The following is a 15,711-nucleotide window of genomic DNA, read 5'->3' on the forward strand; positions in this document are numbered from 1 at the left end:
TGAAAGCACATTTTACCTGGCGGTCGGCGCCGGCCATCCGTACGTTTGCTCAGCATTCCCCAAAGCTGCTGAGTAGCTTTCGGCCCGCAGTCATCACTTTCACCCGCCACCGCCATGCAACCCCAAACCACCGCCCAGCCCGCTTCACAAACTTCCTCGGCCTTCATTGGCGCTTCCTGGGCCGCTTTGCTCGTGGGCTTCGTCGCCTTCAACATCGGCCTCTGGAACGCCCAGATGGCCCTCAACGAGAAGGGCTACTACTTCACCGTGCTCATGTACGGCCTCTTCGCCGCCATTTCCGTCCAGAAAAGCGTGCGCGACCGCCTCGAAGGCATCCCGGTCACCAACCTGTACTACGGCATCAGCTGGGTGTCGGTGCTCCTGACCGTCGTGCTGCTGGCCGTGGGCCTCTGGAACGCCACGCTCACGCTGAGCGAAAAAGGCTTCTACGCCATGTCGTTTGTGCTGAGCTTGTTCGCGGCCATTGCGGTGCAGAAAAACACCCGCGACAGCCTGCGCAACGCCCAGCCCGAACGCCCCGACCTCGGCCAGTAGCCGAACCCGCGCCCGCCACTTCGCCGGAAATCCGCCGTGAAGCTCCTGCCGATTGCGCTCATTTATTCCCGGCTGCTCATCGGCGGGGCGCTGCTGGCGCTTAGTTGCCTGGGCGTGGCCCACTTTGCGGCCTGGGCCGTGGACCTGCTCGCCCTGGGCGTGCTCACCGACGTGTTCGACGGCATTATTGCCCGCCACCTGGGCATTTCCACCGAAAAGCTGCGCCGCCTGGACTCGGCCGTGGACCAGGCGTTCTGGGCCCTCGTGCTGGTGGCCACCTACGTGGCCCGCCCCACTTTCTTTGCGCAGCACGCCGCGCAACTTTGGACGCTGCTGGGGCTGGAGGGCCTCACGTATGCGGCGTCTTTCCTTAAGTTTCGCAAGGAAGTGGCCACGCACTCGTGGGGCGCCAAGGTCTGGGTGCTGGTTTCGTTTGCTGCCCTGGTGCAGGTGCTGAGCACTGGCGAATCGGGGCTGCTGTTCGACGCCTGCTTCGGGCTGGGCGTGCTGAGCCGGCTGGAAATCGTGGCCATCGTCCTGCTCCTGCGCCGCTGGACCAACGACGTGCCCACCTGCTACCACGCGCTGCAGCTGCGGCAGCACAAGCCCATCAGGCGCCACCGCCTCTTCAACGGCTAAATCAAAAAGCCCGCTTCCGGCCTGGAGGCGGGCTTTTTATTAAATTATTAAAGCCTCGGCACAATAAACTTTGAAATACAAAGTTCTTCGAAATAATTTGTCCCGTTGACCCTAGCCGGTTCGGCAGGGGTGGAGGGCCGGGCGCGCGGCAGCGCGCCGCCACTCGATTTTCTCACTTGCTGCCGGGGTTGGCCCGGTTCTGTTCATGCCCAGCTTACGCAGCCCCCAATGGATTTTTCTGGTAAACACCGCGCCCGTGGCGGCGGCGCTGCTGCTCTGCTACGGCGAGTATTCGGTGGTGCACACGCTGCTGCCGCCCGTCAGCGTGGCCCTGTGGCAGAAGTTTGGGCTGGCGGCGCTGCTGCTGGGCGTGGGCATGGCGGGCTACGCCGGCCGGCAGTGGGTGCGCCAGCGGCCGGTGGGCGGTTGGTTTTGCGCGGTGGCGGCGCTGGCCACCAGCGTGCTGCTCTGCCTGCTCACCTGGCACGGCGATGGGCTGCTGCCCTTCGGCGTGGTGCCCCGCTGGATGGTGCCCACCGAGCCCCTGCTCATCGGCTGGACTTTCCTGATGCCCACGCTGGTGCATGCGCTGCTGGCCCTCGTGGCCAAATTTACTCCCGATGACCGGCCCCAGAGCGCCCTCCCCAACATCGCGTTTGCGGTGCTGACCCCGTTGGGCTGGATTGTTGCTTATCAGATACTGAGCGAGATAGGTCACCTGGCGGGTAGCAGCGGCGCCTACGACGGCCCTTCCCGGTGGGAAACCCTGACGACGGTGCTCTTCGTGGGAACGGCGGTGCTCAGCACGCTCAGCTTTTTCTTTTTCCTGGTGCGGGCGCTGTTCATCATGACCGGGCGCCGCGAAGGCTTTTGGGTCGACACCAGCCTGGTCTGGAAACTCGTCATCACCGTGGGGCTGCCGCTGCTGGGCCTGGCCGTGAACAACGGCCTGCTGTTCGGGCACAATTCGCTGCTGGGAGAGGGCCTTTTTGGGGATTTCAGCAGCCCGTGGTTTTACGCGCTGGCGATGCTGAATGGGGCGTTGCTGTGCCTGCCCGACAGCTCCCGCCCGCCACTGCGGCTGGCGCAACTGCTGGGGCGTAGCGCCTTGTTTGGCTACACGTTCTACTTTTTCATCGTTTTCCTGCCGTTTCTGCCGCTGTCCATCCCGGCCATTATTCTGATTGGAACCGGATTTTTGCTGCTGGCGCCCACGCTCCTGTTTGTGGTGCACGTGCGCCAGCTGGGCGCCGACCTGGCCGCGCTGCGCGGGATTTACTCGCAAAAAGTAGTCGTGGGCACGCTGGCCGCGGGGCTGGCAGCGCTGCCCGTGGCCGTCACCGCCGATTATTGGCACGACCGGCGGGTGCTGCACGCGGCCCTGGCGCAGGTGTACACCCCGGATTATGCCCGGCCGATGCGCATCGACGCGGCGGGGCTGGCCGGCACCCTGGCCGTGATTCGGCAAAACCAGAACCAGTACCGCCACTCGCTGCTCGGCACCCACCTGCCGTATTTGTCCTCGTATTTCAACTGGCTGGTGCTGGATAATCTGATGCTGTCGGAAGACAAGCTCAGCAACCTGGAGCGCATTTTCGTGGGCTCGCGTCGGCCCATCCGCGAAACCTGGGCCGAAACGCCCGGCCGGCCGGCCGAGCTGCGCGACGTGCACGCCGAAAGCCGCTACGACGCCCGCCAGCAAGCCTGGGTGAGCTGGGTGAAACTCGACGTGGGCAACAGCGAGCTGGCGGGCTGGAACGCGGAATACCGCACCACCATCCAGCTGCCGCCGGGCTGCTGGGTGAGCGACTATTACCTGACCATCGGCCAGCGGCAGGAGCGGGGCATTCTGGCCGAAAAGCGCGCCGCCGACTGGGTGTTTGCCCAAATCGTGAGCGAAAACCGCGACCCCGGTCTGCTCACCTACAGCGGCCCGAATGCCATCGACCTGCGCGTGTTCCCCGTCACCACCACCGAGCTGCGCCACACCGGCATCCAACTGCTGCACAAGGAGCCCTGCACCCTCATCATCGACGGCCGCACCGTGGCGCTGGGCGACAGTACCGACGTCGGCCCGCTCGTAGCGCCCGTGGCCACCGCCGGCAACGGTGTGGTGTACCTCAGCGCGCTGGCCAAGCAGGCCCTGCCGCTGGTGCAGCGCCGGCCCTACTACCATTTCCTGCTCGATGCCTCGGCGCAGTCGGCCGGGCAGCAGCAAGCCCTGCAGCAGCGGGTGCAGGCCCAGCTGGCCCAGCCGCTGCCCCACGGCGGCCCGGCCCGCTTCAGCCTGGTGAATGCTTACACCACGCCCGTGCCCGCCGGCACCGACTGGGCCGCGCAGCTCAACCAAGCGCGCTGGGAAGGCGGTTTTTACCTCGGCGGCGCCATCCGGCAGGTGTTGTTTGAGGCGCAGGAGCACCCCGCGCCCACCTACCCGGTGCTGGTGGCGGTGACCGACCAAATCGAAAACGCCGTGCTGGACGCCGATTTCGCCGATTTCAGCAGCGCGTATCCCGAAAGCGACGCCTTCTACGTCCTGGGCCCCGACGGGCAGCTCGTGCCGCACTCCTTGCGCCGGCAGTCGCGGCAGGTGATGGGGGCGGCCCCGGCGGCGGGCGTGCCGGTGGCCGTGCGGGCCTGGCCCTCGGCCGCGCGGCCCCGGGCCTACCTGCCCGACACCAACGCGGCCGAGGTGGTGCTGGGCCAGCCTCAGGCCGTGCCCACGCCCACTGCCGCGCCGAACAACCCCTGGCTGACGGGCCTGCTGCTGCGCGGCTACAGCCAATGGCAAACCTTCCACCCCGAAACCACCGAGCGCGAGCGGGTGCCCTTCATCCAGGCCAGTTTCCGGGCGGGCATTCTCACGCCCTTCACCTCCTTCCTGGCCCTGGAAAACGAGGCTCAGAAAGCGGCCCTGCGCCGCAAGCAGAATGAAACCATGAACGCCAACGCCGCGCTCGACACCCAGGAAAAAGGCGACCTGCGCCCCACCGAAACACCGCTTGATGGCGGCGCGGCGCTGCTGCTGGGGGCTGGCGTGCTGCTGGCGGTCTGGCAATTAAGACGACTCAAAACAGCGAATGCGCTGTAATCTTATTGCTCGGTATAGTCATTTCTGGTCTTGCTATTTAACTAATAGTATTTGTGATATATATTTGCTGGAAGATTGCTGAGTAGAAAAGCGTAGCCGAATGCCACTGCTCATCAATTGGCATTCATTTAACCCGCTTACGCTTATGAAAACGCTATTTACCCTCTTCCTGCTGGCTTTGCTGGCCACTACGGCGCCGGCCTGGGCGCAGCACCGCTCGGCGAAGTCACGCGCGGCCAAACTGGCGGCAACCCGCGCGGCCCAGGAAAAAGCCGAACGCGCCCGCCGCGCCGAGGCGGCCGCCAAGCTGGCGGCGGCCATGCCCGTGAGCAGCGGCCCCGATGCCGACGAACTGCTGCGCATCGAAGAAAGCTGGGCGCAGGCCACCATCCGCAACGACGCTGAAACCATTACCCACCTGCTGGCCGACGAATACGTGTCGGTGAATTCGCTGGGGCTCGTGACCGGCAAATCGGATGTGCTGGCCGCCATCGCCAACGACGAAGCCAAGTGCGACATCAACAAGCCCTTTGAATACATCGTGCGCGTGTATGGCAACGCGGGCCTGGTGGTGCACAACACCAGTTTCCGGGGCCGCATGAACGGCAACATTACCAGCGGCGAATACCGCACCACGCACATGTTCATCAAGCGCAACGGCAAATGGCTGGTGGTGGCCAACCAAACCACTTTCGTGGTGCCGGAGCGCATGACGCTGGTGTCCAAAAACGCCCCCAAAGGCGATTCGCACGAGCGGAAGCGCAAGCGGAACAAAGACGACGTAGCCGGGCAATAAGCAGCTTTGCTGAAAACGAAAAAAGCGGCCCCCATACGGGAGCCGCTTTTTTGTTGGCCAAGGGGCACGGGGTTATTCCACCACCACGCGGCTCACTTGCGTGGCCTCGGGCGTGGTCACCTGCACCAGGTACAGGCCCGATTTCAGCGACGTGGCGTCGATGGTCAGGTCGTTGCCGGTGAGAGGCTGGGTCTGGGTGAGCACCACGCGGCCGGTGGCGTCGCGCAGCACGATGGTGGCCGTGCGGGCCGTGGTGCTGGCCAGGTGCAGGTTGAAACTGCCCGCAGTGGGGTTCGGGTAGGCCTGCAAGGTGCTGGCTTGCACGGTGCCGTTTTTGGTGGCCAGGGCCAGGCGGCACACGGCCACGCCGGTGGCGTTTTGCTCCGAGATGCGGGTGGCGAATTCCTGGTAGTACTGGTTCACGATGCGGGCGTCGTGGATAACGAGCGTGTTTTCGTCGTTTTCGTTATCGGCCGAGTTGGTCCAGTTGTGCGAGCCCAGGAAAATGGTGGGGTCCGACTGGGCGTTGCCGGCGTCCACAATCAGGTATTTGTGGTGCATGATGCCCGAAGGGCGCTTCAGCAGCATGCGGTTGCCGATGGCCGAGCGAATCACGCGGAAGTTGTTGCCCGAGCCGTCGGTGTTGGCCGTGTCGTTGGTCAGGCCCTCGGTGCAGGCGGCGATGCCGCGCAGCTGCACCCGGTCGCGGATGGCGCGGCCGATGTCGGCGCGGGTGATGAGCATCGAAGCGAAGTGCATGTCGTTATCGGCCGTTTGCACCGTCTCGATGAGGTGGCCGTTCACGTTGTCGGTGGGCGAGAACCACGACTCCACCTGGCGGCCGCCAATGTTGAAGTAGTGCGGGGTGTTGTCGGTTTTGCGGTTGCCGAAGAGCAAGGTGCCGGGCGTGAGCGTGCTGCTGCCCCACATCTCGTTGAATTCCATGGTGTAGACGCGGGCCAGGCTTTGGTCCTGCACGGCGATGGCCGAGTTGCGGTCGGTGGCCAGCTGCGCGGAGGTCCAGTTGGTCGAGCCCGTCCACACCCAGGGGCAGTTGGCCACGCTGGTGTCGGCGTCAATCACCACGAATTTGTTGTGCATGATGGCGCTGCCGCTGCTGCCGGTCTGGGCCGGGCGGCCCCGGCGCGGAATGGCGGTGGCGAGGCTGTTGATGCTCACGTTGGCGTTGTCGTCTTCGTAAATCACGCGCACTTTCACGCCGCGGGCGCGGGCCGCGTTCACCGCGGTCAGGATGACGGGGCTGTTCCAGTTATAGATGGCCAGGTCCAGGGTTTTGCGGGCCTTGTTGATGTAGCTGGCCAGCGTGTCGGCGATGTGGCCGTTGGGCAGGTACACGGCGTTGTTGCCGGGCATGGCCAGGGTGTTGTCCACGGCGTTGTTGAAGTACACGCGCATCTTGCCGGTCGAGAGCGAAGCCGTAATCATGGGCACCACGCGCGACTGCGACTGGCCCACGCTGTTCACCGAAATGGCTTGCACGTAGTACACCGTGGCGGGCTGCAGGCCGGTCAGGGCCAGGCTGTGGCTGGTCACGCTGGCGGCGTTGCTCACCGTCTGAAAACCCGTGGTGGGCGAGGTGCTGTAGCTCAGCTGCGTGTTGCCGGCGTTTTGGGTGAGGAAGTTCACCGTGAAGCCGGTCGTCGTGATGTTGGTGGTGGTGGGCGAGCCGATGAGGTTCGGCGTCAGGCCCTGAATGAAGTCGGCGTAGAGGCGGGGCAGCAGCTGGTAGCCGGCGGTGGTGTTCACGGTGCCGGTGTTGCTGGTCATGTGCTGGCTAATTAGGCCAATGGCGTCGTACAAACCGGTCGGGGCGGGCTTGCCGATGAGGCCGTAGGGCCCGTTGCTGGCCGCGTTCACGTACAGCGGGGTAGCCGGGTCGTTGTTGATGCGGTAGCCGGCCGAGATGGACGCAAACGAGGTCACGGCCGTGCCGTTGGTGTTGTTGATGGACGTGATGCCGTTGATGCGCACCAGCTGGCCTTCGTACTGCTCGGCGAAAGCGGGCGTGATGCTGCCGGCCGGAAACGACCGGGGCACCACCGGCCGGTTGCCGGCCACAATGGTCACGCTCGTGAGCGGGTCAATTTCCAGAAAGCCGTAAAACTGCTTCAGCTGGCCCGTTACTACGATGCTGTCGCCGGGCTGCACCGAGTTCAGCACCGCCGCTACTGCGGCCGGGGTGCCGTTGGTACCCGTGGTGCCGCCGTAGGCCGCAATGCCGGCCGTGCCGTCCTGGAAGTAGCGGATGGCGCCGAGCTCGGGGCCGTTGGTGGCAATGCCGGTGACGGTGACGGTGGCACCCGCCACGGCGTTGGTGGTGGGCTGCTGGGCCCGCGCCGCCGAGATGGTAATGGGGGTCTGGGCCGTAGCGGCGTGCCACGACGTGACACAAGCCAGCAGCGCCAGCAGGGTAAATTTCTTCATAAAGAAGGGAATGTGATGAAACGGTGAAGACTAAAAATCAAGAAAAGCCGGACTACAAAGATGCTGAATTTCAACCAAAGCAGCAGCCGGTAGCACGTTGGCCGGCCCAACATTCGTCTTTAATTTTTAGTGCCCGGCCGGCTGCGCTTTCCGTTGCTGGTGATGAAGGGCACGGGGGCGGCCGTCTCGGTGCCGGCGGCGTTGCGCGAGCTCACTTCCACGTAGTAGGTGGTGCCGGGTATCAGGTCGCTGAGCGTGAGGCTGTGGTGGGTGGTGAGGGCGGCATCGGTGCGCACTTCTTTCAGGGTCTGGGCGTTGAGGCCGTAGCGCACGCGGGTGTCGCCGGGGTTCAGCGTCGAATACACCACCGTGAAGCCGGTGGTGCTCACGTCCACCGGCACGGGCTCCTCGGTGAGGCGCGGCCGGCCGCCGCCGAGCACCAAGTCGGTGGCCAGGCGGGGCAGTAGCTGGTAGCCGCCGGTGCCGCTGGGCGAGTACTGGCTGAGCACGCCGCGCAGGTCAAACGTTTCGGTGGGCGGCACGGCGTCCACCAGCCCGCCGGGGCCGGTGCTGGCGGCGCCCACCCGCACCAGCGTGCCGGGCTGCCCGTTGATGAGGTAGTTGGCGTTGCCGGCCAGGGCCGTGACGGCCGTGCCCGCGGGCGTGAGCAGGCGCGGCACCCCCGTGATTTCGAGCAGGCGGCCTTCGTTGGCTTCCACAAAAGCAGTGCTGGCCTGGGCCACGGGCACCTGCAGCGCGCGCAGGGCTACCCCGCCGGCCAGCTTGTGCACCGAGGCCACGGGGTCCATTTCGAGCAGCCCGTTGTAGAGCTTCAGCTGGCCGGTTACCTGCACGCTGTCGCCGGCGTGCAGCTCGCCGTAGCCGGGCAGCTTGGCGGGCTGGGCGTAGAGGGCGAGGCCGGCTTCGGCGTCCTGCACGAAGCGGATGTTGCCCATTTCGGGCCCGTTGAGCACCACGGCGCGCACCGTAACGGTGCTGCCGGGGCCCAGCGCGCGGGCCGCCTTCACGGTGAGCACCGGCGGCACGGCGGGCGCGTCGGGAGTGGCAGCGGGAGTGATAGCAAAGGCCGGTGAGCCGGTAAGCAAAAAGCCGAGGAGCAGCAGATTGTTCATCATCGTTAAAATAGGAAAATAAGCAGACCGATGGTGGAAGTGCCGTTGGCAAAGTTCAGCATAAATCCCCCATAGTTGGCCTATTAAACCCGTAAAAATCGAATGCTGCTTCGATGCTATTTCATCACAAAATATTAACTTCCGGGTGAAGCTCGACGGCAAACTGCTGGCGCACCGAGGCAATAATTTCCTCGGCCAGCTGGCGCACTTCGCTGCCCGTGGCGCCGCCGTGGTTCACCAGCACCAGGGCCTGGCGGGCGTGCACGCCGTGGGTGCCGGCGCCCGCGCCGCGCCGCAGGCCTTTCCAGCCGGCCCGCTCGATGAGCCAGCCGGCGGGCACCTTCACGCCGCCGGGCACGGGGTAGCCCGGCAGGTCGGGGTACTGGCTTTTGAGCTGGTCGAACTTGGCTTGCGACACCTCGGGGTTTTTGAAAAAAGAGCCCGCGTTGCCGATTTCGGCCGGGTCGGGCAGCTTGGAGCGGCGGATGTGCACCACGGCCCGGCTCACGTCCTGCGGCGTGGGCTCGCCCTCGATGCCCAACTCGGCCAGCGTCTCCGCAATGGCGCCGTAGCGCACGTTGGGCCGGGTTTGGCGGTGCAGGCGTAGCACCACGGCCGTCACCACAAACTGGTTTTTGAGGGTGTTCTTGAACACGCTTTCGCGGTAGCCAAAGCCGCACTCGCCGGCCGTGAAGACGCGCAAATGGCCGGTGCTGATTTCGAGGGCTTCGAGGTGGTCGAAGGTGTCGCGCAGCTCGGCCCCGTAGGCCCCGATGTTCTGGAGCGGGGCCGCGCCCACCGTGCCGGGAATGAGCGAAAGGTTTTCGATGCCGCTCAGTTGCTGGTCCAGGGCGTACTCGACTAGCCCGTGCCAGCTTTCGCCGGCCCCGGCTCGGACGAGAGCCGTTTGGCTTTCGCCGTCTTCGCCGGCGATTTCCAGGCCGCGAATCTCGTTTTTGAGCACCACGCCGGGGAAATCCTGGGTGAAAAGCAGGTTGGAGCCGCCGCCGAGGATGAGCTTGTCGGCTGCCTGCACTTCGGGCCGTTTCAGCAGTTCGCGCAACTCGTCAGCCGAGGCGAAGCGGGCAAAATAGCGGGCCCGCACGTCGAGGCCAAAAGTATTGTAGGGGCGGAGGGAGACATTTTCTTCGAGTACCATGCCGCAAAGGTATCGGCGGCGGTGTGAGGCTTGCCCGGCAAGTCGTGCAGGCAGTCAAGTCACTCTTTTGATTTGTGCCGCACGAATAGCGGTTGTGCCGCACGAGGATGCGTTGTGCTATTTCAGCGGGTTTTTGTGCTAGCGTGAATGCTTTTGTGCGCTGAGCGCAGGCTTTGTGCTACGCAGAGCAGCTTGGCGAGTGGCTTTATGGTTGCGATTCTTCTTGGTCTCGGTTTGACTGTGGAAAGGATGACTAATGACTATCTGGTTCTTTGCAGCAAAGGATTAAAAACCAGTGCCAACTTTGCGGCCATGGATACCAAGCAAGCCACCCGCCTCAGCAAGTTTCTCAGCCTGCACCTGCGCCACAAACCCGACGCCATTGGCCTGCAATTGCAGGAAGGCGGCTGGGTGAGCGTGGCAGATTTGCTGGCCGCCTGCGCTACCCACGGCACGCCCATCAGCCGGGAGGAGCTGGCCGAAATTGTGGCCGGCAGCGACAAGCAGCGCTTTGCCTTCGATGAAACCGGCACCCGCATCCGGGCGCAGCAGGGGCACAGCGTGGCGGTTGATTTGCAGCTTAAGCCCGCCACGCCGCCCGCCGTGCTCTACCACGGGACGGCACCGGCCGCGCTGCCCGCCATCCGGCGCGAGGGCTTGCAGAAGATGAGCCGCCACCACGTGCACCTTTCGCCCGATGAGGAAACGGCCCGGCGTGTGGGCGCCCGGCGGGGCCAGCCCCTTATTCTGACGGTTGACGCGGCCGGGCTGCACGCCGCCGGTGGCGTTTTCTACGAATCGGGCAACGGCGTGTGGCTGGTAGAGGCCGTGCCGCCGGAGTACTTGGGTGGGCTGTAGCGCGGACTCTGTAGTCCGCGTCCCCGCGGCGGTCGGGTGTCGTTCGTCCATCGCATGGGGGCACGGACTCACAGAGTCCGCGCTACAGTCCGCCTTACCGCAGGTAGTGCGCGGCCATGATGATGCTGTAAATCCAGCAGGTGTAAAGCGAGGCGTACCAGAAGCCTTCCCAGACGCTGGCGCCCAGGCGGCCCCGGCAGCGGTTGGAGTTTTTGAACACCAGCCGCAGCGCCCGGAAAAACACCCAGTAGAGCATGGCCGCGAAAATGAGGATGCCCGACCACAGCAGTGCGCCCACCAGCCAGATAACGAATACGGCCAGAATGGCCACCACCGCCGCCAGCACAATGGCCGCCAGAATGCCGAGGATGCCGTGGCCGTCGGAAAAATCGAAATCGGGCAAAGATTCGAGGCCGCCGGTGCCGGGAAAGTTCTTGCGGCTGATGCGGTCGGTGAGGCGGCCCACGTCGTCGCGCAGCTTCACGCCGTGGTAGAGGCCCACGGTGGTGAAGATGAAAAAGGCCGCAAATAAAATGGTGGTTGAAATCAGCGAATTGGCAAACAGCGTGCGGTGCTGCCCCAGCCCAAACAACCAGACCGCCACCGTAGTGAGCACCACCACCACGCCCGATACCAGGGCCAGGTTGCCCGCGCTGAGCAAGCGGTAAGGACGCGAAGCAGAGGGCGTTTCCATGCCAATTACTACGGGCCCGCCCCGCGCAAGTTCAACCGTAGGGCTGGCCTTACCGCACGCGGTAGCCGCTCATGGCGTAAAACAGCAGGTACAAATAGCACAGCGCCGGCACCACAAACGCCACCCGCAGCCCGCCGCCTTCCGTGGCAAGGAAGCCCATGAGCGGCGGAATGAGCGCCCCGCCCACAATGGCCATAATCAGATAGGAAGAACCCTGCTTGGTGAAGGGCCCGAGCCCGGTGATGGCCAGCGGGAAAATGACGGGCCACATGATGGAGTTCATCAGCCCGCAGAGCACGATGAGCCACAGCGCCGTTTCGCCGGTGCTCAGGATGCTGGCGCCCACCAGGGCCACGCCGGCCGCGCACACCGCAATCAACAGGGCGCGGTTGTGGAACTTGAGCAGCAGCGGAATGCCCACCACCCGGCCCACCAGCGAGCCAAACCAGTACGACGACACCAGCACCGCGCCCACGGCCTTGGTGAAGCCAGCGGCAGTATCAATCGGAGCGGGGGCCTGACCAAACAGCACGCCCACGTAGTTGGTAGCCACGTTCAGGCCGCGCACCAGGCTTTGGGTGAAGGCCGAAAGCTGCGCGATGCCCTGCGACTCGCCGTAGCGAATGAGGAAAGAGCCCAGGCCAACTTCGACGCCCACGTAAACGAAAATGGCTCCAACGCCCAGCACCAGGTGCGGAAACGCCAGCGCCGATGTGCGGCCGGCCGCCATGGGCCGGGCTTCCTCGGCGGCTTCTTCGGGAATGCCTTCGATGTCGGGCAGCTTCACCAGGAAGAAAAACAGCGCCGCCAGCAGCACCAGAAACACCGCCAGGCCGATGTAGGGGCCTTTCACCAGTTGCGATTCCTGCGCCAAACGCTCATTCAGGGGCAGGGCTGCCAGCCGCGCCTTCAGCGCCACCGAGCCCCCGAACAACACGAGGCCACCCACCAGCGGCGAGAGGCTACCGCCGAAGTTGTTGGCCACGCCCACCACGCTCACCCGCGCCGCCGCGCCGCGCGCCGGCCCCAGGATGCTCACGTAAGGATTGGCAGCCACTTGCAGCAGCGTGACGCCCGCGCCCAGCGTGGCCAGCGCCGTGAGAAAGAGCGCGAAAGCCCGCGAATCAGCGGCCGGAATGAAAAGCAGCGCGCCCGCAGCCATCACCAGCAGGCCTACCACGATGCCGCGCTGGTAGCCCAGCTTTTTCAAGACCCAGCCCGCGGGCAGCGACATGAGAAAATAGGCCCCGAAAAAAGCCGACTGCACCGCCGAAGACTGCAAATCGGTGAGCTGGCACACGTCCTTGAGGTAGGGCATGAGCACGTCGTTGAAGTTGGTGACGGCGCCGAACAGGAAGAACAGCGTGGTCATCAGCACCATGGGGCCGGCGTAGGAGCGAGCGGGTGCGGCAGCAGTGGAGGCCGCTGCAGCAGCAGAAACAGGAGTAGCCATATAAGGGCGGAAGGTACAAAAAAAGCCGGCCACTGCGGGGCCGGCTTTGGAGAACATACGATTTAATAACTATTTGTTCGCTTCCATTCTATCGTATCAATTTCTATTATTTCATAATCTGGGAACGTCTTATAATAAGTCTCAACTTTAATGTTTTGCAAAAGAGTGAGTTGTTTATAAAGAATTAAATCTCCCGTAGTACCATAACACGAAAAATCGCGTCCAATAATTTTAACGCGACTGTTTGTTTTGCTTACGTACTCCTCCTTTGCAGGGCCGTTGCCACACATGATAAACCGCAACAAGAGAACCAAACTTGCGAGTAGGTAAAGGGAGCCTAATACTATTTTTCAGTGAAACGGCAAGCCACTTTTTTAGCCTATAAAAGAAAGAAAGGGCTAAGAATGGCAAATAAATCCAAAGCAATGGATATGTAAAACTACTAAGCCGAATAGGCCCGATAACGAGCACAGAAAGTATGAGAAGTGACCCAAGGAGAGTAAATCGTAGGGTTGGCTTATTCAAGATTATTCTGAGCACCAGTAAGGGAAAGGGAACGTTAAGCTTTTATCAGCGAAATACCACAAATCAACGAATTGCCCACAAAGTAGCTCCTGCCTTTTAAAGGAGGTTAACTGGTTTAAGCTTCCGCGCTACCAGACTGAGCAACCCCTTCCTACAACTCGGTATATAGGTTCTTATTCGGCTTGAGATAGAGGTAGTTTCGGTCGAAGTCCCACACGGCATTGAAGCGCTTCAGAAAGCCGTTGCCCCAGAAGCCGGCCTTGTCCTCGGTCGCGTCGGCGCCGCTGGTTGATTGCGACAGGGTGGCCGGCACGCGGTAAAAGCACTTTCGGCCGAAGCGGATTTCGGGGGCCAGGGCCACGGCGCTTTCATAGGTAGAGCCGTCGGAGCCCTGCGATACGGCCGTGCCAATCCGGGGCAGGCGGGCCGGCAGGCCGTGCTTGCGGCCAAAGGGCGCGGCCACGGTGAGCACGTCTTCCGCGCCCGTGTCGAGGCCAAACCGGCCCGTGTAGCGGCGGCCGTTGGCCACGATGGTGCTCGTGACGGTGGGGTAATCAGCTACAAAGCGCAGCTTGCAGCGGGCGTAGGCCCCCAGGTCGTTGTGGTAGCCCGCGGGCTCGTAAAACCGCAGCTCTTTTTTATGATAATCCACTTCGATGACGTAGCCTTTCATCAGGTCGGTGCCGAACACGCCGTCGAATTTGAAGCCTTCGTACGGGATGAGGGTCAGCAGTGCGTTGCTTTTGGTAAGGCTGCCGAAGCGAATGACGTTGCCGGCGCTCTGGCTCACCGTGTTGGTGCCGTTCGAGCCGACGTTGTGCGTGGTGCCGGTGCGCGGCAGTTTGAGGCGATTGGCGGCGGTTTCGCTCAGCACTGAGCCGTTGGCACCCGTGTCGAAAATAAATTTCAGGCTGTCGGTGGTGTTCACCTGACAATAGATGTACACGCAGTTGTCTTCGAGTACGAATGGAATCGTAGTATTCGGTTTGGTTTGAGCAGCCAGCAGCAGCGGCCAAATCATTATAATGCAGAAAATCAGGTGTTTCATTTTGAGAATAGAAAGGTGTTTTAGTCAGGGTGCCGTAAATGTATGCTGGAAACAGCCAGTTGATGTTGCTTAGTACGAAATATGTCGTAGTTTATGCTTCCGCATTCCTGTCGACCTTTGCCGGACCATGCACCTCACCGCCACCACCCAGTTCGGCCTGGAAGAACTGCTCGCCGACGAGCTCTACGCCCTCGGGGCCGACATCACCCACGTGGGCTCCCGCGCCGTCGAGTTCATCGGCGACCAGCGCCTGCTCTACGAGGTGGCCCTGTGGAGCCGGCTGTCCATGCGCCTGCTGCGGCCCTTCGCCGCTTTTTACGCCGCCGATGAGAAGGCCCTGTACCGCGAAGTGAGCCGCATCGACTGGCAGGATTTCCTCGGGCCGGGCCAGACGTTCGCCATCACGCCCGTGGTGAATCGCTCCACCTTCGAGCACTCGCTGTTCGTGGCCCAACTCACCAAAGACGCCATCGTGGACCAGTTTCGGGCCCGCACCGGCGAGCGGCCCAGCGTGGACACCCGCCAGCCCGACATCCGCCTGCACCTGCGCATGACGGAAAACGAAGTCATCCTCAGCCTCGACGCGGCCGGCGACTCGCTGCACCGCCGCGGCTACCGCCAGCACACCAACGAGGCCCCCCTGAACGAGGTGCTGGCCGCCGGCCTGGTTCTGCTGTCCGGCTGGGATGGCAAAAAGCCTCTCATCGACCCCCTGTGCGGCTCGGCCACCATCCTCACCGAAGCGGGCCTCATCAGCCAGCGCATCGCGCCCGGCCTGTTTCACCAAGGCAAGTTCGGCTTTGAAAACTGGTACGATTTCGAACCCGAGCTCTGGAACCAGGTGCGCGAAGAAGCCAAAGCCGCGCGCATCGAAGAGCCCCAGGCCTACCTGGCCGGCTCCGACCTCGACCCCAAAGTCATCGACATGGCCGCCGCCAACATCACCGCCGCCGGCCTGGAAGACTGCGTGCGCCTCTCGGTGCGCGACGTGAAGGACGCCACCGCGCCCGCTAAAGAGGAGCCCGGCATCGTGCTCACCAACCCGCCCTACGGCGAGCGAATAGGGGAGGAGGCCCAGATGGCGGCTTTGTATAAAACAATAGGGGACACGCTGAAAACGAATTTTCAGGGCTACAACGCCTTTGTTTTCACCGGAAATCTGGAAGCGGCGAAGAGCGTGGGGCTGAAGCCGGCGCGGCGCATCCCGCTGTTCAACGGGCCCATAGACTGCCGACTGTTGAAGTACGAGCTGTACCGGGGCTCGCGGCGGGAGCCGAAACCAGCCGAGGGGCCGGCCAAAAACTAATCTGCTTGG

At 63.3% G+C, this 15,711-nt stretch carries 12 protein-coding genes; 6 read left to right on the top strand and 6 right to left on the bottom strand.

Annotation, left to right across the window (positions count from 1 at the left end; genetic code table 11):
• Window positions 1-114: 114 nt before the first annotated feature.
• From yiaA to I2H31_RS09820, 4 genes are all read left to right on the top strand, one after another.
• A complete protein-coding gene (yiaA, locus tag I2H31_RS09805) occupies window positions 115-555 on the top strand; it encodes an inner membrane protein YiaA (protein WP_196292841.1) in 441 nt (146 codons plus the stop codon).
• 36 nt (window positions 556-591) lie between these two features.
• A complete protein-coding gene (locus I2H31_RS09810; protein ID WP_196292842.1) occupies window positions 592-1,194 on the top strand; it encodes a CDP-alcohol phosphatidyltransferase family protein in 603 nt (200 codons plus the stop codon).
• A gap of 205 nt (window positions 1,195-1,399) precedes the next feature.
• Window positions 1,400-4,285, top strand: a complete 2,886-nt coding sequence (locus I2H31_RS09815; RefSeq protein ID WP_196292843.1) for an MSEP-CTERM sorting domain-containing protein — start codon at window positions 1,400-1,402, stop codon at window positions 4,283-4,285.
• A 145-nt stretch (window positions 4,286-4,430) separates the two neighbouring features.
• Window positions 4,431-5,081: a nuclear transport factor 2 family protein gene (locus tag I2H31_RS09820; protein WP_196292844.1), complete on the top strand. Its 651-nt coding sequence runs from the start codon at window positions 4,431-4,433 to the stop codon at window positions 5,079-5,081.
• A 72-nt stretch (window positions 5,082-5,153) separates the two neighbouring features.
• Here the strand turns inward: I2H31_RS09820 and I2H31_RS09825 are convergent, their stop codons facing one another.
• The 3 genes from I2H31_RS09825 to murB all read right to left on the bottom strand — a co-directional run bounded on the left by I2H31_RS09825 (window position 5,154) and on the right by murB (window position 9,818).
• Window positions 5,154-7,526: a phospholipase D-like domain-containing protein gene (locus tag I2H31_RS09825; RefSeq protein WP_196292845.1), complete on the bottom strand. Its 2,373-nt coding sequence runs from the start codon at window positions 7,524-7,526 to the stop codon at window positions 5,154-5,156.
• A 119-nt stretch (window positions 7,527-7,645) separates the two neighbouring features.
• A complete protein-coding gene (locus I2H31_RS09830) occupies window positions 7,646-8,662 on the bottom strand; it encodes a fibronectin type III domain-containing protein (RefSeq protein WP_196292846.1) in 1,017 nt (338 codons plus the stop codon).
• A 121-nt stretch (window positions 8,663-8,783) separates the two neighbouring features.
• Window positions 8,784-9,818, bottom strand: a complete 1,035-nt coding sequence (murB, locus tag I2H31_RS09835) for a UDP-N-acetylmuramate dehydrogenase (protein WP_196292847.1) — start codon at window positions 9,816-9,818, stop codon at window positions 8,784-8,786.
• A 312-nt stretch (window positions 9,819-10,130) separates the two neighbouring features.
• Here murB and I2H31_RS09840 point away from each other — a divergent pair, with 312 nt between their 5' ends.
• Window positions 10,131-10,676 carry an RNA 2'-phosphotransferase gene (locus I2H31_RS09840; RefSeq protein ID WP_196292848.1) on the top strand — a complete coding sequence of 182 codons (546 nt, stop codon included), beginning with the start codon at window positions 10,131-10,133 and terminating at the stop codon, window positions 10,674-10,676.
• Between the two features lie 94 nt (window positions 10,677-10,770).
• Here I2H31_RS09840 and I2H31_RS09845 read toward each other — a convergent pair whose 3' ends face one another.
• The 3 genes from I2H31_RS09845 to I2H31_RS09855 form a co-directional block, all read right to left on the bottom strand.
• Complete coding sequence (locus tag I2H31_RS09845) at window positions 10,771-11,370, bottom strand: hypothetical protein (protein WP_196292849.1); 600 nt, start codon at window positions 11,368-11,370, stop codon at window positions 10,771-10,773.
• Window positions 11,371-11,419: 49 nt separating this feature from the next.
• On the bottom strand, window positions 11,420-12,823 hold the full coding sequence (locus I2H31_RS09850) for a sugar MFS transporter (protein ID WP_196292850.1): 1,404 nt from the start codon (window positions 12,821-12,823) through the stop codon (window positions 11,420-11,422).
• Between the two features lie 676 nt (window positions 12,824-13,499).
• On the bottom strand, window positions 13,500-14,396 hold the full coding sequence (locus I2H31_RS09855) for a retropepsin-like aspartic protease (protein ID WP_196292851.1): 897 nt from the start codon (window positions 14,394-14,396) through the stop codon (window positions 13,500-13,502).
• A gap of 127 nt (window positions 14,397-14,523) precedes the next feature.
• Between I2H31_RS09855 and I2H31_RS09860 the strand changes: the two genes are divergently transcribed.
• On the top strand, window positions 14,524-15,702 hold the full coding sequence (locus I2H31_RS09860; protein WP_196292852.1) for a THUMP domain-containing class I SAM-dependent RNA methyltransferase: 1,179 nt from the start codon (window positions 14,524-14,526) through the stop codon (window positions 15,700-15,702).
• Window positions 15,703-15,711 lie beyond the last annotated feature (9 nt).

This window comes from Hymenobacter ruricola, assembly GCF_015694525.1.
In the GTDB taxonomy this organism is placed as follows: Bacteria; Bacteroidota; Bacteroidia; order Cytophagales; family Hymenobacteraceae; genus Hymenobacter; species Hymenobacter ruricola.

Excerpts from the sequence above, each read along its gene's own strand:
- yiaA (WP_196292841.1), top strand. The coding sequence starts at position 115 with ATGCAACCCCAAACCACCGCCCAGCCCGCTTCACAAACTTCCTCGGCC.
- I2H31_RS09815 (WP_196292843.1), top strand. The coding sequence starts at position 1,400 with ATGCCCAGCTTACGCAGCCCCCAATGGATTTTTCTGGTAAACACCGCG.
- I2H31_RS09820 (WP_196292844.1), top strand. The coding sequence starts at position 4,431 with ATGAAAACGCTATTTACCCTCTTCCTGCTGGCTTTGCTGGCCACTACG.
- I2H31_RS09825 (WP_196292845.1), bottom strand. The coding sequence starts at position 7,526 with ATGAAGAAATTTACCCTGCTGGCGCTGCTGGCTTGTGTCACGTCGTGG.
- I2H31_RS09830 (WP_196292846.1), bottom strand. The coding sequence starts at position 8,662 with ATGATGAACAATCTGCTGCTCCTCGGCTTTTTGCTTACCGGCTCACCG.
- murB (WP_196292847.1), bottom strand. The coding sequence starts at position 9,818 with ATGGTACTCGAAGAAAATGTCTCCCTCCGCCCCTACAATACTTTTGGC.
- I2H31_RS09840 (WP_196292848.1), top strand. The coding sequence starts at position 10,131 with ATGGATACCAAGCAAGCCACCCGCCTCAGCAAGTTTCTCAGCCTGCAC.
- I2H31_RS09845 (WP_196292849.1), bottom strand. The coding sequence starts at position 11,370 with ATGGAAACGCCCTCTGCTTCGCGTCCTTACCGCTTGCTCAGCGCGGGC.
- I2H31_RS09850 (WP_196292850.1), bottom strand. The coding sequence starts at position 12,823 with ATGGCTACTCCTGTTTCTGCTGCTGCAGCGGCCTCCACTGCTGCCGCA.
- I2H31_RS09855 (WP_196292851.1), bottom strand. The coding sequence starts at position 14,396 with ATGAAACACCTGATTTTCTGCATTATAATGATTTGGCCGCTGCTGCTG.
- I2H31_RS09860 (WP_196292852.1), top strand. The coding sequence starts at position 14,524 with ATGCACCTCACCGCCACCACCCAGTTCGGCCTGGAAGAACTGCTCGCC.